We start from the raw sequence: 24670 nt of genomic DNA on the forward strand, positions 1-24670 counted from the left end.
ATTATGCGAAAAACCGAGCAAACCAGTTTTTCCCTTTCTTCTTTTCTTTTTCTCTAATAATTCCCATCATATTTTCTTTTACTGCTCCAACATAATCAGCATCATCATGTTGAATATGGTTAATTAACCATTTTGCTAAAATTTCTTGCAGCTCTTTTTCAATGGTATGTCCCATTTCAAAACGTTCACGATATAATTCTATTTTTTTAATAAATAAGTCATGAACACGTTTATGTGGAACTCGATATTTATAATCTGCCTCTTCTTGTAAACTTTCTTCAAAAGTAAAATGAGACTGTGTATAGTCAATAATATTGTCTAAAACATCTTTAATACGACGTCTATCTTCATCATCTCTTACTTCATCAATCTCATTAATATAATCAAGTATTCGTTTATGTTGCTCATCAATAACCTCGATACCCGTATTATATTCTGAAGCCCATTTCATTTTCATACATCTCCCCAATGATGTTCAATGACTGTTGCATAAACCTCATGATATATTTAAAGGATATAAATAAAAACAAAGCTATTTTGTCGGCTTTAAGATATTAAAAATATATTTAATTCAAGTGACTGTTTTTATTTATTTTTATAAAAATTAACCAACCAAAACAATAAAGTATTTTTCAAACAAAATACTTTACTATTAAATGTTTAATATATACAAATATTTCTATTCATACATTTTAAATATACTTTATATTAATACTGATCTGCACGAGTAATACGTTTAAGCTCTGGATTTTCCTGCTCACGTTTTAATCTTTCTACATGAGTAATTGCTTTTTTAATCGGCTTACCATGTTGAAATAAAATCATTTCACCTGGTTGATAAGCAGTCCAGTTTTCATTATGTGTTAAAGGTTCTGTCGTTATAACTGCCACACGATCTTCAGGTGTAGTGACTTGACTAAAATCGACCTCAACATCTAAATCAATTAAATGAGCCTGATTAAATGGATATTCTCGAACCAACCAATGTAATTTAGTTATCGCATAACTAAATAATGCCTTCCCATTCGACAAACAATAATTAAATGTGCCGTATTCAGCAATTTGTGGAGAAATTTTTTCTAATACTTCAAATATCTCATCAAGACTCGGCTCTTCATAACCGAAAGCTTCAACCAGTTGATCAAGCAAATAACAAAATGCACGTTCACTGTCTGTATTACCTACAGGTGTAAAACGCCCACTTAGCGGTGGATTAAAATCATGTAAATCACCATTATGGGCAAAAATCCAATGACGGCCCCACAACTCTCTAATAAAGGGGTGAGAGTTCTCTAAAGTGATTTTACCTTGAGTTGCTTTGCGGATATGCGCGATCACGTTACGCGATTTAATAGGATAATTACGAATAAGGTCGGCAATTGGAGATTCAACTGCCGATTGATTATCTACAAATAGTCGGCAGGCTTTATCTTCGAAAAATGCTATGCCAAATCCATCACTATGATCTGAGGTAATTCCCGCACGTTGTGAAAAACCACGGAAAGAAAACGTAATATCCGTTGGTGTTGCACAATTCATTCCTAATAGCTGGCACATATCGCTTTTAAACTACTTCTAATTACCCCATCTGCTCTATTGTGCATGAGAGTAAAATTGCTTGCAAATCTCAATATGTGCTGGCTATTAGAAAATAGGACATATATTAACGCTGCCCCATTTTATTCATGACAAATGAAGTCGCCACTTTATTCACTTCCAGAAACACAAAATAATCTAGACAGTTAAATTCTTCATCAAAAAATGCCTGTTTCGATAGTTTTGACTGCATGCTCAAATACATTTGGAACAATTTTGGCATACGCTCATCTTGTGGAAAACTAAACTCAGGATATTCAGGTTCATAGATTTTTTTCGAACGAATATCAATTGTTTTGCTTTCAGATAATTGCTGAATCTGGCGATGCGTGTAGTACGCTCTAGCCAAATTATCTTGCAGATGAATACTGACACAGCCCATCAAATATTTAGCGCGCATTGACCATAGCACTTTCGGTGCAAGGTTCAGCCACAGCATCGATAATGCTTTACCATTACGAAAGCGAGGATGGACACAGGTACGCCCTATTTCTAACACATTAGGCAGGTGCGATAACTGCGGAACAATATCAAACTCATGTGCGCTGTAGCTTTGTGCTATCTCATGACCTTGAAATAATTTTAGACGGGTATACGCTACAATTTCTCCAGTCCACTTTTCACGTAAGACTGCATGCTCACAACCAAAATCATAAATGTCTTGATCTAAGTTATCTTCAAAATGAATTCCAAATTGTTGACTAAATTGTTGTGCACGAAATCGTTGTACATCTTGTAATTCTTTTAAATTATCAACCCACTCAAAACGAAATTGCGTTTGATTTATTGCTTTATTACGATTTAAAGGTAAAGTCCAGGTTTGGCGATATTGATTAAATTTTTCCAGCATAATGAACGCTCCTAGTGACACCCCTTACACTAGTCAAAGCTCATGACAAAAAAATGACCAAATTAAATTGGTATAAAAAAAGACCACCTAGAGTGATCTTTTTATTGAGAATAACGGTTTTATTAAGCAGTTTTTGCGCGATTAGAAATCAGTGTTCCAACCCCATGATCAGTAAAGATCTCAAGTAGTGTTGCATGTGGTACGCGACCATCAACAATATGCGCACTGACTACCCCACCTTTAACAGCATCAAGCGCACAACCTACTTTAGGAATCATACCGCCATAGATCACGCCTGTTTCAATGAGACGATCAACTTCTTGCGTAGTAAGGCCAGTTAACAGATTTTTGTTTTCATCCAGCACGCCACTAATGTTTGTGAGCAAGATTAATTTTTCAGCACCTAATGCTTCTGCAACCTTACCTGCCACTAAATCAGCATTAATATTATAGGTATTGCCTTCTTCATCTACACCTAATGGTGCAATAACTGGAATAAAGTCACTTTGGGTAAACATTTCCAGCACATCTGTTTTAACGCCAGTTACTTCACCAACCATACCTAAATCAATATGTTTGATAGAACCGTCTTCTTCTTGCTTTTCCATAAGTAATTTACGAGCACGAAGTAAATTACCATCTTTACCTGTTAAACCAATTGCGCGACCGCCATGTTTATTAATCAGGTTAACAATTGATTTATTTACGCTACCACCTAATACCATTTCAACCACTTCCATGGTTGCAGCATCAGTTACACGCATACCGTCAATACGGTCAGATTCACGTCCTAACTGCTTTAAAAATGAGTCTACTTGTGGCCCACCACCGTGAACAACAATCGGATTTAATCCTACCGTTTTAAGTAAAACGATGTCTCGGGCAAATGAACTTTCTAACTCCGGATCAGTCATCGCGTTGCCACCGTATTTCACCACCAGCGTTTTACCAGTAAAACGTTGAATATACGGCAAAGCTTCAATCAAGATTTTTGCTTTGTCGACACCGATATGCTGATGTTGGGGCATTACGCCTCTCCTTACTTAGGCCTCTGAAAGTTCTTGTGCAATTTGCGGATAGTGCTCTTGCAACATATCTACAAATTTTTGCTGGATTTCCTTTAATCGTAAAGGATTATCTGCGTCAAATCTTACTGTAAAATATTCACCAGTATTTGATGCTCGAATAATGCCAAAACCATCATCAAAATCAAGACGTACGCCATCGATTTTACTGATACGAGCACCTAAACGATGACTTAAAATTTCAATATCTTGTAATACATACTTTGGATCGGACTGATACGTACCAATATAGGTATCTTCTGTACAACATCTTTCTGGATAAGGAGCAAACAATTCGGAAATTGTTGTAGCATCAGATTGGGTAAAATATTCCATTACACGTAATGCAGCATATAAACCGTCGTCATAGCCAAAACCACGCCCATCATTAAAAACATAGTGGCCTGCATATTCTCCACCAAAAATGGCGCGTCCATTTGACTGAGATAAATAAGCCCGTAAAAAACTACTTCCCGTGCGGATCATTTTTGCTTTTCCGCCAAGTTGTTCGACCGTTTCTTGAACCATGCGTGAACATTTCACATCAAAAACAATTTCTTGCTCTGGGTGCTGTTCTAGGCACATTTGCGCAAAAAGTGACAACAATCGGTCTGCGGTCAATATCTGGGCTTTTTCATCGACTAAAACAACACGGTCACCATCCCCATCAAGGGCAATGCCAATATCTGCTTTTTGCTCAATAATTGCTTTTCGCAAATCACTCAAATGCGCAGCATGCGAAGGGTCTGGTGCATGGTCTGGAAACTCTCCATTTGGATTGGTTCGCAAGGCAATCACTTCACATCCCATTTTTTCCAATATCAATTTCGAGCAGTGTCCAGCAGAACCATGTAAACCATCTAAAACAACTTTTAAAGGACGTTTTAATTGGATATCTTTAATAATGGCTTGCTGGTATTTTTGGCAAAACTCAGCTTTAAATTGAGGTACAGTTAACTCCAGTACAGAAATTGAATGGGCTGCTACATAAGTTTGGGCTTCAGCGCCAACCTGCTGAATCATTTCTGGAGACGGCGGTTCACCTTTTAAAATCCACTTAATACCATTATCCGATTTTGGGTTATGGCTTGCTGTCACCATAATGCCATTACCACCAAAATCTCTCGCAATGTAATACATCATTGGTGATGAACAGCAGCCGATATTGGTAACGTTTAAACCTTGTTCTATTAAAATTTCTTCAATTAAGTGTGCATAGGCTGGACTTGTGAGACGGGCATCATAGCCAATCACTAATTGAGTTTGTTCTGCTTGTTTGTATTGTTGTGCCAATCCGTAGGCAATCGAACGGACAACGTCCGTGGTTAAGTAAGAAAGTTTGCCTCTAATATCGTAAGCACGAAAAATACTTTTTGGAAATGAGTGTCTTACATTCATAGCGTATCTTCTATTTAAAGATCAATTCGATCTATCGCAAAAACATAGATTATTCAAAATTTTTGAAGGGTTTGTTTGCTAAAAAAGTTAAAAGAATATGAGTAAAGCGTGTTGTAATATAATCCATTGTAACATTCAAGATATAAAAAGAAACGCCTGTTCAACAGGCGTTTGATTTTCGTTAATATTTTCAAAAAACTTATTGTTTACCTGTGTGACCAAAGCCACCAGCGCCACGTAAAGTTTCTTCAAATTCTTCTACTTGCTCAAATTCAGCTTGAACAACTGGAACTAAAACGTACTGTGCTAGGCGCTCACCTGGTTCTAGACGGAATGTAGTTTGACCACGGTTCCAAACTGAAACCATCAATTCACCTTGATAATCCGAATCAATCAAACCAACTAAATTGCCAAGCACGATACCGTGTTTATGACCTAAACCTGAACGCGGTAAAATTAAACCAGCAAAATTTACATCATGAATATAAATTGCCATACCTGTTTTCACTAAAACAGTTTGTCCTGGTTCAATATCAATTGCTTCATCGACACAGGCACGTAAATCTAAACCCGCTGAACCTGCTGTTGCATATGAAGGTAAAGGCCATTCTTTACCTAAACGCGGATCGAGCAATTTCACTTGAACTTTCATGGGATTTCCTAAAAATTAAAAAATTAACGCTTTAATAAAGCTTTTAAATTTGCCAGATATTGTTGAGCCTGCTCTTTAGGATCAACATTAGCCGCAATTTTCTTTTTACGCCCTAACCACTCCAACTCATCTTGAGGGAGTTCATCAAGGAAACGGCTTGGGGTCATCTGTCTCATCTGCCCGCCATTTTTACGCTGCTCTGCCAAAGTTAAGGTTAAACCTTGACGTGCACGGGTAATTCCCACGTACATCAGACGGCGTTCTTCTTCAATGGTCTCGGCTGCAATGGAGTTTTTATGCGGTAAAAGTTCTTCCTCTAATCCCATAATATAAACATATGGGAACTCCAAACCTTTTGCTGCATGCAACGTAAGTAAGTTGACTTTGTCTGTATCTTCTTCTTCCTGCTGCTGTTCTAACAGGTCAAGCAGAACCAGTTTGCGAATGACACTTTCAATGTTCTTTTCATCAACATCTTCTGCACGATTAATCAGGTTTTGAATACTGTTAAATAAATTCTCGATATTATCGAGCTTACTTTTCTCTTGTGCAGGTGTTGCAGACTGTTCACGAACATAATCCATATAGCCAGCTTCATTCATCATTTGACGAACTTTAGGCACAGGCTCATCGTCTTCTAACAATTCACGGGTAAACGTCGCGATAAAGTCAGCAAACTCATGAAGTTGAGTTTCTGCTTTTTTAGGAAGCACCATGCTTAAACGCTGGTCAGCAGAAGCACCAAGTAAAGACAAATTATTTTCTTGTGAGAATAAACCTAACTTCTCAAGAGTAACCGGCCCAATGGCGCGTTTAGGCGTATTAATAATACGTAAGAACGCACTGTCATCTTCAGGGTTAATAATAAGACGCAAGTAACTCATTACATCTTTAATTTCTGCACGTGCGAAGAAAGATGTACCGCCAGATAGCTTGTAAGGAATCTGCATTTGGCGAAGCTGGGTTTCTAGTACACGCGCCTGAAAATTCCCGCGATATAACACAGCGTAATCTTTCCAGTTTTTACCGTTCATGAGCTTATGAGTCAGTAAGTCTTTTACCACGCGCTCTGCTTCATCGTCATCATTACGACATGTAATGATTCTGATGACTTCCCCATGCCCTTTATCACTCCACAATTTCTTATCAAAAATATGCGGGTTATTTTGAATCACACAGTTCGCCGCTTTTAAAATACGGCTGGTCGAACGGTAATTTTGTTCAAGCTTAATAATATGTAGATTTGGGAAATCTTGTTTCAGCAAAGCCATATTCTCAGGCTTAGCTCCACGCCACGCATAGATCGACTGGTCATCGTCACCTACCGCTGTAAACTGCCCCATTACCCCAACTAAAAGTTTGACTAAAATATACTGGGCTGTGTTGGTATCTTGATATTCATCGACCAATAAATAGCGAACACGGTTTTGCCATTTATCACGCACTTCTGCATTTTCTTGCAATAAGCGTGTTGGCATAACAATCAAGTCATCAAAATCAACGGCGTTATAAGCACGTAAATTACGTTCATACAGTTGGTAAAGATGCGCAAACTGTACATCTTCAGGTGTTTCACATGTTGAATGTGCTTGCTCTGGCACGATCAGATCGTTTTTCCAATCTGAAATTTTCTTCATTGCCTTGGCAATTAATTCTTTACTTTCTGCACCCGACAAATTGTCGCGATGCATCAGATCCATCAAAATACGTTTACAGTCATCTGCATCTAAAATCGAAAAATTAGCTTTTAAAGGTAAATTTTTAAGTTCTAAACGTAAAAGGTTTAAACCAAAAGTATGGAAAGTGGAGACAGATAAACCTTTTGATTCTTCACGTGACAAAAGCTTGGTCACACGCTCTTTCATTTCACGTGCAGCTTTGTTTGTGAAGGTCATCGCGGTTATACGATGCGCTGGAATACGGCAATGCTGCACCAAATAGGCAATTTTACGAGTAATTACCGATGTTTTACCTGAACCAGCGCCAGCAAGCACCAATAAAGGGCCCTGAGTATATTTCATGGCTTCTTCTTGCTTGTTGTTCAATTGACTGGCAGATGACATCGTGTATTACCTCTTAATTTTTCGAGCATGATTATAGTCATCTCTGTTTTAGAAACCCAATAGTAAATCTACGGATATGTATAAATGATGTCTAATAATGCAATTTCTACGCCGCAGTTTGTCGTGGTTATTTATTATTCACAGTCATAAAAAAACCACCCGAAGGTGGTTTTTAATACAATAATTTAAATCTTATTGTTTTGCATAGATGCTGATTTCTACACGACGGTTTTGTTCACGACCAGACGCAGTTGAGTTGTCTGCGATTGGGTTAGAAGAACCATAACCTTGTGCATCGATACGGCTAGATGAAAGGCCTTTACCAGCTAAATAGTTTTTAACTGATTGTGCACGTGATTGAGATAACGGAATGTTGATAGAGTCATTACCAGTGTTATCAGTATAACCAGTAACCAAAATCGCGCTCTTGTTATCTTCAGCCAATGTTTGAGCTACTTTGTCTAAAGTTGAATAGAAGTTTGGCTTGATGTTTGATTTGTTTGTATCAAAAGTAATGCTACCAGGCATAATCAATTGAACAGAACCATCTGGATTACGGCCAACGTCTACGCCAGTACCTGCCATTTGTTGACGTAATTTTTTCTCTTTCTGGTCAAGATATACACCACCAGCGGCACCAAGAACTGCACCGATTGCTGCAGCACGGTTATTTTGACGGCTTGAGTTTGCATTTGACTTAGAAATACCGTAGCCAGCTGCTGCTCCAATTAAAGTACCTAATGCGGCTTTATCGTATTCAACGCCACCAAGATTATTACCAGTTGTTTGACAACCAGATAGTACTACTGCTGCCCCTACCACTGTTGAAATAACTAATGCACGCATTGCATGCCTCCTCACTTTGTGTGTTTTGTTGTCTGGATGAATAATGAAACAAAAACGAAGTATAAAACATTGATATTTTGTTAATAATAAACACTTTAGTTACTTTTTTGTAATATTTTGATGCACTTTCAGATGCTAGCTCATCACAATTTCTTCATTGTTGTCTAAGATGTCGTTGTATTTCATATTACGATAGTTATAGTTAAACAACTTTTCTATGGATTTTAGACATTCGGGGTCATTCATATGTCAACTGCACCCAATAAGCAATCTGCGCTAAAAAAAATTACACGTGGACTCACTGTAGGTACAGTCATTACAGGAAGTACGTTTTTTCATGGTCCACCTGTTTTGGCATTAGGTCTGACCAAGCTATTAAAAAAATCATCAAAAATAGATGAAACCAATATCCAAATTACAAATAGCTGGTTAGGGGTAAATAATTGGTTAATTGACCATGTTTTACCAAATCTAAAATGGGACATTACGATCGATGAGGGACTTGACCTAAATATGCAAGGTCGTTATCTCATGACCTGTAATCACCAAAGTTGGGTAGATACGACAGTAAACCAATATTTTGGTTTAACCCGTATGCCACTCACCCGCTTTTTTACTAAATGGGAACTTATTTTTATTCCATTTGTTGGGCAAGCATTTAAAATTTTAGGCTTCCCAATGATGAAACGTCACACCAAAGAACAGGTTGCAAAGAATCCTGAACTCAAAGACCGTGACATGATGGAAGCACGTAAAGCCTGTGAGCAGCTTTTAAGTCAACCATTTACATTATTGAATTATTTAGAAGGTACTCGTTTTACTCAAGAAAAACATGACCAGCAAAAATCACCATATAAGCATTTGCTTAAACCTAAAGCGGGTGGTTTAGCACTTGCATTAAATATCTTGGGTGACAAAATTGATGCCTTGGTTGATATGACGATTGTCTACCCTAATGGCGTACCTGGATATAGTGATTTCTGGCTAGGTGATGTTTCAAAAATTGCGGTAAATTTGCGTAAAATTGAAATTCCAGATTGGGTTCTTGGTGGAAACTATGAAGATGACGCGGTTTACCGTGAACGTTTCCAACAATGGGTCCATGAAATTTGGACCGAAAAAGATCAACTTATTGAGCAAATGAAATCTCAATATCTCACTACAAACCTTTAAAAAGCACTCGTTATTATGCAAAACAGTTCTGGGAAAAAAACGAAATATCACCATGTAGATCCAAATAGTCTTTCATTTAGACTGTTTTTGATCTATGACATCTTTATGGTGTTCATTATCATTTTTAATCTGTTCTGTTTGGCTACAAATTTCTTTTTAATGAGCAGTATTGGGGCATGGTTCTTCGAACACATTCATTTGCCCCAAGTACTAAGCTTTTACCGTAATTCCCTACACCCGTGGGTAATCACATCAGAAGCATGGTTTATTGGTTTTTTAATTGTTGAGTTACTTGTCCGCTGGGGCATTGCTATTATTTATAATCATCATAAACGTTGGTTCTTTTTCCCTTTTATTCACTGGTATGAAATTTTAGCCATTATTCCTCAGCTTCGTTTTTTACGTTTGTTTCGAGCTGGGATTATTGCTTATCGCTTACATGAATTGGGTTATCCGGTTGTTCCGCCAAGCTGGCGAAAGACAGGTTTGTTTTACTATCGCGTAGTGATGGAAGAGCTGTCCGATCGTGTTGTTATTACCGTAATTGATGGTATTAGATATGAACTTGAAACCAGCTCTAGCCATAAACAAATTATTCACGACTTGGTAAATCATCATCGTGAGCAATTTACTGTCACCCTAACAGCATTATTACAAGAGTCTTTAGCAACAGCTTTAAAAGAACAAAAGCCAGCCATTACAAAAGGCGTTGGGAAAATTGTAGATCAAGCTATTATCGATACACCTGAGCTAACCCAGTTATTACGCTTAATTCCTTTAGTTGGCGGTCGCATTGAACAACAAATTCAAAGTATCGGGCAAAGATTAGGTGAAAATATTAGTGCAGGTTTAATTGAACCTTTAATTGAGGGTTCATCGGCGCACCCAAATCCGACTTATCAATTAATTTCTGAAAAAGTGAGTGAAATAAATATTAATAATCGTCAGCTTGAGCAATTGGTTGAATCTGTCGTGTTCGAGACACTCGAGTCTGTACGAAAACAAGTCAAGGTCAAACAATGGCAACAAACGCTTGCGGAGTATGATCGAATCAAAGAATAAGCATTTACTTAATTTTTTATGAATCTTGCTAGAGAATTGGTACAAATTGTTCTAGCATTTGCCCTATTTACAATAAACTTAACGCTATTACAGCTCGTTTAACGCCTTGAAGGAAGACTTATGGCTGATATACGGATTACCGGCAGAATGGTTAACTTTAGCAGGATAACCTTCGATACCAATGATCATGATGTGATCCGCCAGCAATTATCAAATATATTAAATGAAGGTTCCTATCATGGAACTTTAGTAATTATTGACAGTACAGTTGAGCAAGAATTAATTGCATTAATTCAACTTCTGGTGAGCTTAGGTTTGCAACCTATGGCGGTAATCGATGGTATTTTAGGAGATGAAGCTCGCGCTATTCAATTCCCTGTTTTGCCGGCAGATCAACCATTACAGCGTATTAAAGCCACAACCGAACAAGTGGCGATTGTAGAAAAACCGACTACCGCTCCTGCCTCGTCTTCAGCAGAAACAAAAAAACCACTAAACAAGATAGCAGTTGCCCATATTACCTCTTATCATGATGAAATTTTGCGTACAGGCCAATCCCTCGTACAAGATAACGGCGATATTATTTTGAAAGCTGGCATGAATAGTGGTTCTGAAGTTATTGCATCAGGAAATATACATATTTATGGCACAGTTCGTGGTAGAGTCATTGCTGGTGCGGGCGGGCACGCAGCTGCACGCATTTTTTGCCAATCTTTAGAGGCTGAGCTCGTTTCCATTGCCGGAACGTATTGTGTCGCAGATGATATCCCTAAACATGTGGTAAAAAAGCCAGTACATATATATTTAAATGAAAAGCAAGAGCTTGAATTTGAAGCGATTGAACTTTAGTTTATTAAGTAAATCACCAAAAAACAGCCCTTTTAAGGGTGTATGACCATAATAGGAGTGGATTCGGTGGCCAAAATTGTTGTCGTAACATCAGGCAAAGGTGGTGTAGGTAAAACTACAACGAGCGCATCTTTTGCAACAGGTTTAGCCCTTCGTGGTCATAAAACTGTTGTGATTGATTTTGATGTAGGCTTACGTAACCTTGATTTGATTATGGGTTGTGAGCGTCGTGTTGTTTATGATTTTGTCAATGTTATTAACAACGAAGCACGTCTGCAGCAAGCCCTTATTCGTGATAAAGATATCGAAAACCTTTATATTTTACCGGCTTCACAAACACGTGATAAAGATGCGTTGAGCGACGAAGGTGTTGCTCGTGTTATTGATGAGCTATCTCAAGAATTTGATTACGTTATTTGTGACTCACCTGCGGGTATTGAGCGTGGTGCGATTTTAGCCATGTATCATGCAGATGAAGCAATCATTGTAACAAACCCTGAAATCTCTTCAGTACGTGACTCTGACCGCATTATTGGTATGTTAGATAGCAAAACCAAAAAAGTTGAACAGAACGAAGGACGTATACGTAAACATTTATGTATTACTCGTTTTAACCCTGAACGTGCTGACCGTCAGGAAATGCTAACAATTGATGATATTTCTAAAGATATTCTACGCGTACCGACATTAGGTGTTATTCCAGAATGTCCAAGTGTATTACAAGCATCAAACGAGGGTAAGCCAGTAATTCTATATTCAGAAACTAAAGCTGGTCAGGGTTATGATGATTTGGTTGCACGCTTTCTTGGCGAAGACCGTCCTTATCGACACATCACAGCTCAACCTAAAGGCTGGTTAGCACGACTATTTGGAGCGTAGTTATGGCAGGATTCTGGAGTAAATTATTTAGCAGTGACGAAAAGCCATCAAGTGCTCAAACTGCAAAAGATCGTTTGAAAGTTATTGTTGCTTCTGAACAAGGTTTAGGCCGCCGTTTAAGCCAAGACAAGATTGATCAGATGAAGAAAGAAATCATGCAAGTGGTCAGTCGTTATGTAAGTGGTGTAGGTGAACAGCATATCCAAATGCAGGTTCGCTCTGAAGCAAATATCGAAATGTTAGAAATGAATATCAATTTACCTGAAGAACGATAATTCTATTTCTGACTATTCAATAAAACAGAATCAAGGCAAAATAACGCAAGTTATTTTGCCTTTTTTAAAACTGAGGAGATTGTCATGGCATTATCACAGCCAGCAACTTTCAATGAAGAATGGTCCGATGAGCGTGTTTTTGCCTACCTCAACCAACTTCCGCCAACGGGTGTGAACGCAGATTTTCATGTGCTCTACCATGCATTCAAACATATGCGTCCAACAGACTATGAACGTCTTTTGACTCAATTTATTGCGGACGGACGCGATATTAATGCCAAAGACCCTGAAGGCCAACGCATCCATGATGTGATTGCCAAATTTCCACGTCAATCGGCACCCTTTTTAGAAGTTTTAGCGAAGTTTGCCTAGCTTTTCTATTTGAATAAGGCTGCATAATCTATCTTAGTAAAATTTAAGAGATAGATTATGTGGTTTATTCAATTACCTAAATTATTTACATTTATTACAAATAATCTTAAAGTCATCAACACCATTTTATTCTAAATATAAATTTATGAACCCAGAACATATTAATTTAAAACAAACACAATCCACCCAATCAAATCATATAGAAAATTTAAAAATTATTAGCGCTAATAAATTTATCTTTCTATCCTTAATTTCCTTAGGCTTATATCCAATTTGGTGGATGTTTAAAGCATGGCGATTTTTTCTAATCAAAGATAAATTAAATATTATGCCCGCTGCTCGTGCAATTTTTTCTATATTCTTTTTATATTCTCTATTTAATCACATAAAAACCTATGCAAAAGAACAAGGGTATACTAATAATTTCTCTTCAGGTTGGATGTACTTAGCATATCTAATTACATTTTTACTGGTTTACTTACCTGATCCTTATTGGCTTATCTCTCTCTGCCAAATTATATTTTTAATACCAGCATTTAAAGCACTCAACTATGCACAAAAACAATTAGAAACAACAATTGAGCAGAAAAAATTTAATACGCCTCAAATCATTTTAACTATTATAGGATCTATCATGTGGCTACTGATTTTTATCAGTTTTTTTATATAAACCCAATACAAGCAATCTAAAAATTTAATCATTAAAAAGGCCTCTTCAAGAGGCCTTTCTCTTATCTAGACTTATCGATTGCCAATCAGGAAAATACCAAACACCGTAAAAATACCGCCTGAAATACCATCAATCCATTTTGAAAAATTACGATAAGCTGATCTAAAACTCGGTAACGAAAAAATAAAAGTCACAAAGCAGAACCATAAAATCGTTTCAACCGTGACAATAATAAACAGTAACCAATGAACTTGATCAAGTTGAGGATTGGCTAAAAATAAAGAGAAAACACTACCAAAATAAATAACAGCCTTAGGATTTGATAGATTCGTTATAAGACCTTTAATAAAAAATAAGTAAGGTGCTTTGGGTAGCTCGACAGCAACAACATCTTCTTGCTGATTTTTTGAAAATGCTGAACGTAACATCTGATAGCCCAGCCAACATAGATATAAGCCACCAGCAATGAGTAAACCTTGCTTTAACCAAGCCATTTTCTCAAAAATAAGATTTAATCCCATCAGTGCCAAACAAGCCCAAAACATAACACCTGCTGTTATGCCAGCAACTACTAACATAGCGTCTTTACGTGATCGACTAATCGCTGTTTGAGATACAAGGAAAAAATCAGGCCCTGGAGTAATAAGTGCACAAAAATGGATAAAAGCTAAAGTAATCAGAGCGAGTAACATGTTTTCCTCCAGATTTAATTCATTGTTATTTATTTAAGAAAAATACATTAGCATTTTTTACTACACGTTAAAATCTTTAAGTCATTTTATGGAAGTGTTTATTTTTATTTAAATCATAAAAAAAGCCCCCGAAGAGGCTTTTTAGCTATTTCATATTAAACCAATATATCTCGCTTACCATTAGGACCCATTGCGCTCACAATGCCGTTCTCTTCCATTTGGTCAATGATACGGGCAGCACGGTTATAGCCAAGACTAAATTTACGCTGTAGCGATGAAGTAGAAGCTTTACGTGTTTCTAAGACAAATGAAACACATTGGTCATAAAGTGCATCACGGTCAGAACCACCCTCGCCCTCTTCAAAACCACGTGAAGTTTGTTCTTCATCAAATGGAGTCAAGATTTCGTCGACATAATCCGGTTCACCACGTTCACGCCAAGCATCACAAATGCGGTTTACTTCATCATCACTAATGAATGCACCATGCACACGCTCAGGTTCGATTTTACCAGGCCCCAAGAACAGCATATCACCATGACCGAGCAGATCTTCTGCACCACCTGCATCCAAAATCGTACGCGAGTCAATTTTACTGTTTACACGTAATGCTACACGCGTTGGAATATTGGCTTTAATCAAACCCGTGATCACATCAACAGACGGACGTTGAGTTGCAAGTAATAAGTGAATACCCGCAGCACGAGATTTTTGCGCCAACCGTGTAATCATTTCTTCTGCTTTTTTACCGACCTGCATAATCATGTCGGCAAACTCATCCGCCACAATCACAATAGATGGTAACGGTGTTAAACGAGGTGCACGTTCTTGTGTCGCAGAGTCACTTGGTTTCCAAGTTGGATCAATTAAATCTTCCCCATTCGCAATTGCTTCTTCAACTTTACGGTTGTAGTCACTTAATTTACGAATTTTAAGAAATGACATCAGCTTATAACGACGTTCCATTTCATTCACACACCAGTTCAACGCGCTTACTGCATCTTTCATGTCAGTAACGACTGGGGTTAATAAATGCGGAATATCATTATAGTTTGCAAGTTCTAACTGTTTTGGATCGATTAAAATCAAACGCAATTGATCAGGTGTATATTTAAGCAACATCGATAAAATCATCGAGTTTACCGCAACCGATTTACCCGAACCTGTTGTACCAGCAACTAACATGTGCGGTGCTTTCGCTAAATCGGTTAATACTGGATTACCTGAAATATCTTTACCCATCGCCATACTAATTAATGCGCTTGGATCTCGATAGGTTGGTGTTTCCAATAGCTCAATCAAACGTACCATTTCACGAGCGCTGTTTGGTACTTCAATACCAATATAGGGTTTACCAGGAATAACCTCTACCACACGCACAGAAGCCATCGACATTGAACGGGCTAAGTCACGTGAGATATTCGTTACCTTAGATGCTTTAACCCCCGGTGCCAAATCTAACTCAAAACGGGTTACTACTGGCCCCGGCTGAGCCTCAACTACTTGAGCCTTAACATTAAATTCTTGTAACTTAATTTCAAGTAATTCAGATAAACGCGAAAGCTGCTCTTCAGTAAAATTAACTTTCTTATTCGGATCAACCTTATCAAGCAACTCAAGGCCAGGTAAAGTTGGTAAATCTAAACGCTTCTTGGCAACTTGCATTGCACGAGACATTGGTCGGCCTGATAAATCTGTTAATGGCGCATCTAGATCGAAATCGTCTTCATCAATATCAGGATTTTCCTGAGGTTTACCTGCCGTTTCCTGCCAAGCTTCAATAAACTCTTCTTTTGAAAGTTTATCGGCCTGAATTGTCGTTTGAATAGGAGCTTTTACGAATGCTGAAGACTGAGCATAACTACTTGCTCTTACAGGTTCTGCTGGCGAAATATCTTCATCTATCAATAAATCATCAAAGTCTTCAAAAACTTGTTCGTTTGCTAAGTTTTTAGGTGACTGATTTAAATTCGACGGCGGTGAAGAAGTTTCTTTCGCAATATTCACTGATTGCGAAGTAGGTTCTGCTTCTACATGTTGATCTTGAACAAATGGTGTATGCACATCTGTTGCTGTTTTACTGTTTGGAACCGCAGCGAGTAATTCATCAAAAATCTCATCATCATTCCAATCAAGACCATGTAAGTCTTGTTTAGGTGTAGGTTGAGTTTGATGAACTTGAGAAATGGTTTGCTGGAACTGCTCATGAGCCGGTACTTGCTCTGTTGAATCATCAGCTGCTCTTAAAAGCGCATCAATTTCTTGCTTATGGCTCGCATCATCACGCTGTAAAGCACGCCATACCTCACCAGTAGCCACTAAACGTTGACTATCTTTTTCAAGCTTATGGGCTTGCTCAAGCGTATGCTCAAAGTTTTGAGTATTTGCAACTGGCGTATCAACTACAGGTTCGGGTCGACTCTGCTCTTTTGCTAACACATCTGCAAAGAGGCGTTCAGCAACCGCATCATGTCGTGTTGCCGCAGATTGTGGTTGAGTACTTTCAGATTGGACTGATGCTACTTTCTCATTTGAAGCATTTGTCTCTGCATTTTCTGCAACTTTAACTGCGGCTGCTTTATTAGCAGGCTGAGTTGTTAAATCATAATCCGATTCATTCGGTGATACGTTTTTATAAAATAAATCTTGTAAATAACTTGGTGTAGCTTTAAGCGTAATCCATGTTTTGCTCCATTGCACCCCAAATGCAAGAGTAAACAAGACCACTCCGAAAACCAGTAAAAATAAGGTCGCACCATAAATTGTTAGCAATTGAGATAAGCTCTGACCTAACTCGTAACCAATAATTCCCCCAGCTGCATTATCTAAAGTATCAGCAGGCACATTCCAGTGTAAATAAAGCAGGCTAGATACAACCAGAATTAAAAAGAATTGTGCAGCATAACGGAATGGGCGGTTTAAAAAACTACGCGGCCACCACACCTGAATTGCTTCAATGAAAAGGAAAATTGGAATAAGCAAACTTGCCCATCCTAAAAAACCAAACAGCAAATCTGCAATCCATGCACCAGCAATACCACTTGCATTGGATACTTGCTGAGTATCACTGGAAATATGCATCCAGCCCGGGTCAAATGGTGTATATGTTACTGTTGCCAGAAACATATAAATGCCAAAAGAAACCAAGAATAATGTCATCAATAAGCGCTGTGCATAAACACTCGACACCGCAGTCATATACTGTCCTGTAACCCATTTAATTATTGGTTTAGAGATGTGAAGAACTACACTTAGATCTTCAACGAATGAACTTGATATTATGCACCTGTTCTTACAAAAAAGGTGCATGATTCTTTACAGTTGTTGTTAACATGAGCCACTTCTATATTGTTATATAACTTAATTCGATTGACCTGATCAATATTATCCACATTGATTTAGCGCTATTGATCGACAAATTCACGTATAATTTTCAAAATTCTCGAAATAAATAAGGATACCCTCAATGAGTGCTCGTCATTCTCGGTTAATTATTCTCGGTTCTGGTCCTGCTGGTTATAGTGCAGCTGTCTATGCGGCTCGTGCCAACCTTAAACCTACTTTAATTGCAGGTTTACAACTAGGTGGCCAACTTACAACAACAACCGAAGTTGACAACTGGCCGGGCGATCCTGAAGGTTTAACAGGTCCTGCATTAATGGATCGTATGCAAGCACATGCTGAACGCTTTGGTACAGAACTCGTCTATGACCATATTAACGAAGTGGACTTAAATGTACGTCCTTTTGTTCTTAAAGGTGACATGGAAGAGTACACATGTGATGCATTGATTATTGCAACTGGCGCTACAGCTCAATATCTTGGCTTAGAGTCTGAACAGAAATTTATGGGCCAAGGCGTAAGTGCCTGTGCAACATGTGATGGTTTCTTCTACAAAAATCAAAAAGTGATGGTTGTAGGTGGTGGTAACACTGCAGTTGAAGAAGCGCTTTATTTATCAAATATTGCTGCACATGTAACGCTAGTACACCGCCGTGATAGCTTACGTTCTGAAAAGATTTTGCAAGATCATTTATTTGCCAAAGAAAAAGAAGGCAAAATCAGCATTATCTGGAATCATGAAGTTGAAGAAGTATTGGGTGACAATACTGGCGTAACAAGTGTTCGCCTTAAATCAACTCAAGATGACTCTAAGCAAGACGTAGAGGTTCACGGTCTATTCGTTGCAATCGGTCATAAACCGAACACTGCAATGTTTGATGGTCAATTAAACTTACGTGATGGCTATATTCAGGTGCAAAGCGGCACTTCAGGTAATGCAACAGCAACTTCTGTAGCTGGTGTTTTTGCTGCTGGTGACGTAGCTGACAGTATTTATCGTCAAGCCATTACTTCTGCTGGGTCAGGTTGTATGGCGGCACTTGATGCTGAAAAATATCTAGATAATCTCGGTTAATTCAATTAACACAAAAGACATTCAATGCTCTATTGAATGTCTTTTTTAATAATGTTTTATTTCATCATATTTTCAAAATGGTCCAAATGCGTAAAACGTCCCGACCTCGTCTGATATTGGTCAATCTGAGGAACTAACCGTTGAAAGTGCTCAGACTGGACATGTCGATCTAATGCGGCTCGATCTACCCATTCTTCAATAAAAACAAAATGTCCTAAATTTTTTATATCATGATATAAATCGTAGGCAATACATCCTTCTTCACATCTCGTTTTTTCAACGAGTTCTTGATAAAGTGGCAAAACAAAATCAATTTTTTTAATATCAATAAAATCTTCTGCAATAAGTTTTAGCATTAAGCAAACCTTTTCTATTCGTTTATTCATGCTAAAGATGAACAATAAAAATTGTCAATGAAGCTCAGTTACGTTAATTTTGAATCATTCTATTTCATTTTATTTTTTATGCAGAACCTTCCACTTTCTCAATTCATTTTCCCTGATCCCATTGAATCTGATCCGGATGGTCATGGTTTAATTTGTATTGGTGCTGATCTCTCCCCTTCTACTCTCTATGAAGCGTACACCCATGGATTATTTCCGTGGTTCAATGAAGATGAGCCAATTTGTTGGTGGAGTCCCGAACCTCGTTGTGTCATCTATCCTCAAAATTATAAGCCAAGCAAGTCACTACTTAGAAATATGAAAAAATATGACTATTCGATTACGGTTAATCATGCCTTTGAAGAAGTTATTCGCTCATGTTCTCTACCAAGAACTTATGCAGATGAAACATGGATTAGCGAAGATATTATTCAGGGCTACTGTGAGATGTTTAAAGCTGGCTATGGATATAGTGTGGAGGTTTGGGAACAAGATAAACTTGTTGGAGGTTTGTACGGCATTACGATTGGCAAAGGATGCTTCGGTGAGTCAATGTTTAGTAATGAAACTGATGTTTCAAAAATGGCTTTTTATACATTAATGCTGATTGGGCAAGAAAATCAACTACCTTGGGTAGACTGCCAACTTGTAAATAGTCACTTAATTAGCTTGGGAGCTTGTACACTTTCTCGTCAAGAGTACCTTAAATCGTTACAAGATGTAATTATTCACCCCTCTATCAATTGGAAAAAGTATCAAGAACGTGTATTTTCAAGTAAAACAATAGCATTAGATGCAAAATTAATGGAATGATAACAGGAGGGACCAATCATGAAATCATATCACCCGAAGTCCCTTTTAAATGATCTGCAGTATTATATTACTCCACCTCATGATTGCAGCTACCTAGAAAATAAATCGGCGCGCATGGTGTTTTTAGACCCTATTCATCGGATTGATGTGGTCACTCTTTCAGAACTTTCTCGTTTAGGATTTCGCCGTAGTGGTGACTTCGTTTATCGCCCTGAATGCCATTTATGCAGACAATGTTTGTCTTGTCGTGTTCCAGTTGCCGACTTCCAAATGAATGGAATGCAAAAAAAAGCGTGGAAACGAAATCAAGATCTGACTATGACTGTTTTGCCTACTCAGCAAGCAGCACAAATTCATTACGATTTATATGAACGCTATATTAATGAACGCCATGCTGATGGAGATATGTTTCCACCTAGCTTAGATCAGTTTGAAAAGTTTTTAGTACATAGTTGTACAGATAGCTTTTTTCTTGAGCTTTGGAAAGATAACCGTTTAATCAGTGTGTCTACCTGCGATCTAATGGATGATGGGCTATCTGCGGTTTATACTTTCTTCGACCCAGATGAGCACCGAAGATCACTTGGTGTGTACTCTATTCTTAACCAAATCGAATATGTTAAATCGCTTGGTTTAGAATATCTTTATTTAGGTTACTGGGTGCCGCACTCAGCTAAAATGAATTATAAATCGCAATATACCCCTTTAGAACTTCTATTAGATGGACAATGGCGTCGTTTAAACAGATCCTTATCACCAGAAGAAATACAACAGTTAGGTACCTCTCTGATGACCACATTACCTTCTGAATGGAATAATTTAATTATTAAATAATTTTAATCCTGTCTTTTTGTTAGGTCAGCAACTAGACAGGAGTTTTAAAACAACGATGCAAAATCGTCGGTACAGGTTTTTACCATAATGACCGCATGTTCACGCCCACCTTCTTGGGTAGGATAGTAATTACGACGTAGATCTATTTGGTGAAAACCTGTTTTCTCATACAGACCTATAGCTGCTTTATTACTTTCGCGAACTTCTAAAAATATTTGTACTGGCTGATTTTTTAACTGATCAATTGATGCATTTAATAACTCATACCCGAGACCTTGTCCTTGCATTTTAGGATCAACTGCCATGAGTAATAGATTCGCTTCATCTAGCACTGGCTGCAAAATACAAAACCCAACTACTCTATTTTGTGACTCAATGACTGTACATTGATAGGAATTCAGAGATTCTACAAATTGCTGTCTTGACCATGGGTGTGTTTGCACTAATTTTTCGATTTGTACAACAATATCAATATCAGTGTTTTGCATAGTACGAATCATGAGTTCCAACACAATCAGAGTTTTAAAGGAATGCGTATTATAAAAACTTCACAAGAAAAAACGAGCAAAAAAAAGGACAATTAAATTGCCCTTTTTTTATCGTTCTTTTTAGAGACCTAACTTTTCACGCCAAGTTGCCAGCAATGCTGTAGTGTCAGAATCATTTGGATGAAATTTTGGTCTTAAGAAATCAAGTAACTCCGGAATCTGGCGGGTCATAAAACCTTTACGTCCATACATGAACTTAAGCATGTATTTAGTATCTTTCAATGTTAATTTTCCATCAGTTTTTAATAACTTGGCAGTAAAATGTGTCTGCGTTGCAAAAATTAATGCCATTGCAATGATTAAAGCCGTTGAACGCATAAAATAAGCTTTTGGTCCTTGTCCATACATACTTGTATACACATCAAATGCGACAGCTTTATGCTCATTTTCTTCTACGGCATGCCACATCCACAAATGATACATCGTGTCATCTTGGAACATCGCTTGAATTTCGGGATTTTGTAAAAGTTCAGCTGCAATGGTAGATGTGAAATGCTCTAAAGCACACGTTCCGGTCAGATCAATCATTTCTTTGGTATAACCAAAAGGTTTCATTAATTTGGTCATAACAGCTGTACCCATCTTAATGACAGTACCTGTCTGCTTTTCCATATGGCGGACATCATATCCATAAGCCTGTGCTGAGGCATTAAAAGCAAGATGTTCTTTTGAATGCATTGCCTCTTGACCAATAAAGGCGCTAATTTCTTTTTGAAGAGCAGGATCGGCAAGTTTTGGGTCATTTCGAACAGCACGTGTGCTATTTACAAAAAACTGTTCACCTTCAGGAAAAAGGGCCGATAATGCTGTCATAAAATGGGTTAATCCTGCATCATAATTTGCCCAATAACGAGGGACCTGAGCAAATTCAAAGTCCATACGACGAACAGGGAAACTAGCACCAGCACGATTGGAAATATTTACTTTAGCATTCATCTCAGACTCCTTTTAAGTGAATAGCTAATTCACATATAACTTTATTTATTTTCTTAATATTTATAATCATACGTCTTTCAATGTGCCAATTAAGTGCAGATGAGGACAGAGAAATATCAGATGAGGTCATTAAGCACCCCATAAAGGTGCATAGATCTGCTAATCGTTATTGTTAGTACTTAAAAAGAAAAAGGGCTACCAATGAGCCCTTTCAAATCAACATAGATTAAATTACAAACCTAATTTTGCTTTCCATGTTTTCAATAGACCTACTGTATCCAAATCATTTGGATGAAAACCAGGCTTAAAGTAAGCCAGCATTTCTTTAGCCATGCCAGTAATGATACCTTTCGATGGGCTATATGCGTATTTATAAATCACAGATAGCTCATCCAAATTTAACTTTTTATCTTGCTTTAATAGACGAAGTACAAAAGAAGACTGAATCAAGAAAATCAAAGTCATCGCAAACACTAGAGAACTCGTACGTAAAGCATAAGCTTTTACGCCTTTACCAAATACACCTTCGTACACATCAAAAGCTACGGCTTTATGCTCATTTTCTTCGATAGCATGCCAATACCACATCGTTGACATGGTTCCATCTGTCATCAACTCTTGAATATGCTTATTGACTAATAATTGTGAAGCAATCGTAGCGGTAAAATGTTCAAGTGCGGTTGTAGCAGTCAGATCAACCATGTCTTTGGTCATACCGAAAGGTTTGACAATTTTTACAAAAGTTTTAATTGCTGTTTGAATTGCCGTGTCAGTAAACTTCTCTAACGTTTCAACATCGTGACCAAACTTTTGAGCAGAAGCATTAAAATTTACATGCTCTTGAGTATGCATTGCTTCTTGCCCAATGAAAGCGCTAATCTCTTTCTGAAGCGCTTCATCATCTTTAATAGATGGGTGATAACGTACTGCACGTACACTATCTATAAAGAATTTCTCACCAGCCGGAAACAATGCTGACAATGCTGTCATAAAGTGTGTTAGTCCAGCAGAACCATTCATCCAATATTCTGGTACATCATTAAAGTCAAAGTTCATACGACGTACAGGAAAGCTCGCCCCTGCACGATTAGTAATATTCACTTTAGCATTCATACCCAAAGCTCCTTAATAAGTAACCCAAGTTACTCAAACTTTATTGTTCGTTTTCTTGATTCTTATCATACAAATTTAATAAAAAGGATTAAGTGTAAATAAGGACATTGAAATATCAGTTAAGGCCAGCTTTTATAGTGATTGTTAGACAATTAAACATAAAAAAAGCGCTCTAAAAAGAGCGCTTTTTTTCACTGAAAGTGATTATGCAGTTACTTTCGCAACAACACCAGCACCTACAGTACGACCACCTTCACGGATCGCAAAACGTAGACCTGGGTCCATTGCGATTGGGTGGATTAATTCTACTGACATTTCAACGTTGTCGCCTGGCATAACCATTTCAACGCCGTCTTGTAATTGGATTGCGCCAGTTACGTCAGTTGTACGGAAGTAGAACTGTGGACGGTAGCCGTTAAGGAATGGAGTATGACGACCACCTTCTTCTTTAGAAAGTACGTATACTTCTGCATCGAATTTAGTGTGCGGCTTGATTGTACCTGGTTTAGCAAGTACTTGACCACGTTGTACGTCTTCACGCTTAGTACCACGAAGAAAAACACCACAGTTCTCGCCCGCACGACCTTCATCAAGAAATTTACGGAACATTTCAACGCCAGTAACTGTAGTTGTTTGAGTATCACGGATACCAACGATTTCAACTGATTCGCCTACTTTCACGATACCAGCTTCTACACGACCAGTTACTACTGTACCACGACCAGAGATAGAGAATACGTCTTCGATTGGCATTAAGAATGCTTTGTCGATAGCACGTTCTGGTTCTGGAATATAAGAATCAAGCGCTTCAACAAGAGCAAGAACTGAAGGCTCACCATATTGACCAGCATCACCTTCCAACGCTTTAAGCGCAGAACCACGGATAACTGGAGTGTCATCACCTGGGAAGTCATAAGTAGAAAGAAGTTCACGAACTTCCATTTCTACTAATTCAAGTAATTCTTCATCATCAACAAGGTCACACTTGTTCAAGAATACGATGATGTAAGGTACACCAACCTGACGAGAAAGAAGGATGTGTTCACGAGTTTGTGGCATTGGACCATCAGTCGCAGCACATACAAGGATCGCGCCGTCCATCTGAGCAGCACCAGTAATCATGTTTTTAACATAATCGGCGTGGCCCGGGCAGTCTACGTGAGCGTAGTGACGGATTGGAGAATCG

25 protein-coding genes are annotated in these 24670 nt (G+C 38.0%); 10 read left to right on the top strand and 15 right to left on the bottom strand.

Going from position 1 to position 24670, the window contains the following annotated elements:
• Nucleotide 1 precedes the first annotated feature (1 nt).
• The 8 genes from BMW38_RS10490 to BMW38_RS10525 all read right to left on the bottom strand — a co-directional run bounded on the left by BMW38_RS10490 (nt 2) and on the right by BMW38_RS10525 (nt 8469).
• A complete protein-coding gene (locus BMW38_RS10490) occupies nt 2–457 on the bottom strand; it encodes a bacteriohemerythrin (RefSeq protein ID WP_092707714.1) in 456 nt (151 codons plus the stop codon).
• Nucleotides 458–708: 251 nt separating this feature from the next.
• Nucleotides 709–1557 carry a class II glutamine amidotransferase gene (locus tag BMW38_RS10495; RefSeq protein ID WP_003653249.1) on the bottom strand — a complete coding sequence of 283 codons (849 nt, stop codon included), beginning with the start codon at nt 1555–1557 and terminating at the stop codon, nt 709–711.
• A 106-nt stretch (nt 1558–1663) separates the two neighbouring features.
• Nucleotides 1664–2446 (bottom strand): GNAT family N-acetyltransferase, encoded by a 783-nt coding sequence (locus BMW38_RS10500; RefSeq protein WP_004641657.1) that lies wholly within the window; start codon nt 2444–2446, stop codon nt 1664–1666.
• Nucleotides 2447–2568: 122 nt separating this feature from the next.
• The gene (gene argB / locus BMW38_RS10505) at nt 2569–3474 is read right to left on the bottom strand and encodes an acetylglutamate kinase (RefSeq protein ID WP_003653251.1); all 906 of its coding nucleotides are present in this window, start codon (nt 3472–3474) and stop codon (nt 2569–2571) included.
• 15 nt (nt 3475–3489) lie between these two features.
• Entirely contained in the window at nt 3490–4908 is a 1419-nt protein-coding gene (locus tag BMW38_RS10510; protein ID WP_092707716.1) for a phosphomannomutase/phosphoglucomutase, read from the bottom strand.
• A gap of 199 nt (nt 4909–5107) precedes the next feature.
• Nucleotides 5108–5560 (bottom strand): dUTP diphosphatase, encoded by a 453-nt coding sequence (dut, locus tag BMW38_RS10515; protein WP_003653255.1) that lies wholly within the window; start codon nt 5558–5560, stop codon nt 5108–5110.
• A 23-nt stretch (nt 5561–5583) separates the two neighbouring features.
• The gene (locus BMW38_RS10520; RefSeq protein WP_005042641.1) at nt 5584–7623 is read right to left on the bottom strand and encodes a UvrD-helicase domain-containing protein; all 2040 of its coding nucleotides are present in this window, start codon (nt 7621–7623) and stop codon (nt 5584–5586) included.
• Nucleotides 7624–7815: 192 nt separating this feature from the next.
• The gene (locus BMW38_RS10525; RefSeq protein ID WP_005042643.1) at nt 7816–8469 is read right to left on the bottom strand and encodes an OmpA family protein; all 654 of its coding nucleotides are present in this window, start codon (nt 8467–8469) and stop codon (nt 7816–7818) included.
• A gap of 246 nt (nt 8470–8715) precedes the next feature.
• Here BMW38_RS10525 and BMW38_RS10530 point away from each other — a divergent pair, with 246 nt between their 5' ends.
• From BMW38_RS10530 to BMW38_RS10560, 7 genes are all read left to right on the top strand, one after another.
• On the top strand, nt 8716–9642 hold the full coding sequence (locus BMW38_RS10530; protein ID WP_092707718.1) for an acyltransferase: 927 nt from the start codon (nt 8716–8718) through the stop codon (nt 9640–9642).
• 15 nt (nt 9643–9657) lie between these two features.
• The gene (locus BMW38_RS10535; protein ID WP_092707720.1) at nt 9658–10704 is read left to right on the top strand and encodes a hypothetical protein; all 1047 of its coding nucleotides are present in this window, start codon (nt 9658–9660) and stop codon (nt 10702–10704) included.
• Between the two features lie 120 nt (nt 10705–10824).
• Nucleotides 10825–11553, top strand: a complete 729-nt coding sequence (minC, locus tag BMW38_RS10540) for a septum site-determining protein MinC (RefSeq protein WP_209734885.1) — start codon at nt 10825–10827, stop codon at nt 11551–11553.
• 66 nt (nt 11554–11619) lie between these two features.
• Nucleotides 11620–12432 (top strand): septum site-determining protein MinD, encoded by an 813-nt coding sequence (gene minD, locus BMW38_RS10545; protein WP_004641647.1) that lies wholly within the window; start codon nt 11620–11622, stop codon nt 12430–12432.
• Between the two features lie 2 nt (nt 12433–12434).
• The gene (minE, locus tag BMW38_RS10550) at nt 12435–12707 is read left to right on the top strand and encodes a cell division topological specificity factor MinE (protein ID WP_003653273.1); all 273 of its coding nucleotides are present in this window, start codon (nt 12435–12437) and stop codon (nt 12705–12707) included.
• Nucleotides 12708–12791: 84 nt separating this feature from the next.
• On the top strand, nt 12792–13079 hold the full coding sequence (locus tag BMW38_RS10555; protein ID WP_005048600.1) for a PA4642 family protein: 288 nt from the start codon (nt 12792–12794) through the stop codon (nt 13077–13079).
• 145 nt (nt 13080–13224) lie between these two features.
• On the top strand, nt 13225–13749 hold the full coding sequence (locus tag BMW38_RS10560) for a hypothetical protein (RefSeq protein ID WP_092707722.1): 525 nt from the start codon (nt 13225–13227) through the stop codon (nt 13747–13749).
• Nucleotides 13750–13820: 71 nt separating this feature from the next.
• On the opposite strand, the gene rhtC is transcribed toward BMW38_RS10560, so the two are convergent.
• On the bottom strand, nt 13821–14441 hold the full coding sequence (gene rhtC / locus BMW38_RS10565) for a threonine export protein RhtC (protein ID WP_004641642.1): 621 nt from the start codon (nt 14439–14441) through the stop codon (nt 13821–13823).
• A 155-nt stretch (nt 14442–14596) separates the two neighbouring features.
• Entirely contained in the window at nt 14597–17638 is a 3042-nt protein-coding gene (locus BMW38_RS10570) for a DNA translocase FtsK (RefSeq protein ID WP_092707724.1), read from the bottom strand.
• A gap of 268 nt (nt 17639–17906) precedes the next feature.
• Here BMW38_RS10570 and trxB point away from each other — a divergent pair, with 268 nt between their 5' ends.
• On the top strand, nt 17907–18857 hold the full coding sequence (trxB, locus tag BMW38_RS10575) for a thioredoxin-disulfide reductase (RefSeq protein ID WP_056478355.1): 951 nt from the start codon (nt 17907–17909) through the stop codon (nt 18855–18857).
• A gap of 56 nt (nt 18858–18913) precedes the next feature.
• Here trxB and BMW38_RS10580 read toward each other — a convergent pair whose 3' ends face one another.
• On the bottom strand, nt 18914–19213 hold the full coding sequence (locus tag BMW38_RS10580; RefSeq protein WP_017388656.1) for a putative quinol monooxygenase: 300 nt from the start codon (nt 19211–19213) through the stop codon (nt 18914–18916).
• Nucleotides 19214–19321: 108 nt separating this feature from the next.
• Between BMW38_RS10580 and aat the strand changes: the two genes are divergently transcribed.
• A complete protein-coding gene (aat, locus tag BMW38_RS10585) occupies nt 19322–20053 on the top strand; it encodes a leucyl/phenylalanyl-tRNA--protein transferase (protein ID WP_092707777.1) in 732 nt (243 codons plus the stop codon).
• An 18-nt stretch (nt 20054–20071) separates the two neighbouring features.
• Nucleotides 20072–20887, top strand: coding sequence for an arginyltransferase (locus BMW38_RS10590; protein ID WP_003653280.1), 816 nt, complete (start codon nt 20072–20074; stop codon nt 20885–20887).
• 44 nt (nt 20888–20931) lie between these two features.
• On the opposite strand, the gene rimI is transcribed toward BMW38_RS10590, so the two are convergent.
• From rimI to tuf, 4 genes are all read right to left on the bottom strand, one after another.
• Complete coding sequence (gene rimI / locus BMW38_RS10595) at nt 20932–21387, bottom strand: ribosomal protein S18-alanine N-acetyltransferase (RefSeq protein ID WP_092707726.1); 456 nt, start codon at nt 21385–21387, stop codon at nt 20932–20934.
• Nucleotides 21388–21495: 108 nt separating this feature from the next.
• A complete protein-coding gene (locus BMW38_RS10600; protein WP_092707728.1) occupies nt 21496–22371 on the bottom strand; it encodes a metal-dependent hydrolase in 876 nt (291 codons plus the stop codon).
• A 231-nt stretch (nt 22372–22602) separates the two neighbouring features.
• Nucleotides 22603–23484 carry a metal-dependent hydrolase gene (locus BMW38_RS10605; protein WP_092707730.1) on the bottom strand — a complete coding sequence of 294 codons (882 nt, stop codon included), beginning with the start codon at nt 23482–23484 and terminating at the stop codon, nt 22603–22605.
• A 204-nt stretch (nt 23485–23688) separates the two neighbouring features.
• Nucleotides 23689–24670: elongation factor Tu (tuf, locus tag BMW38_RS10610; RefSeq protein WP_092707779.1), on the bottom strand; the 982-nt coding region annotated here is incomplete at its 5' end.

The sequence above is a fragment of the Acinetobacter sp. yr461 genome (genome assembly GCF_900110445.1).
Classification (GTDB): Bacteria; Pseudomonadota; Gammaproteobacteria; order Pseudomonadales; family Moraxellaceae; genus Acinetobacter; species Acinetobacter calcoaceticus.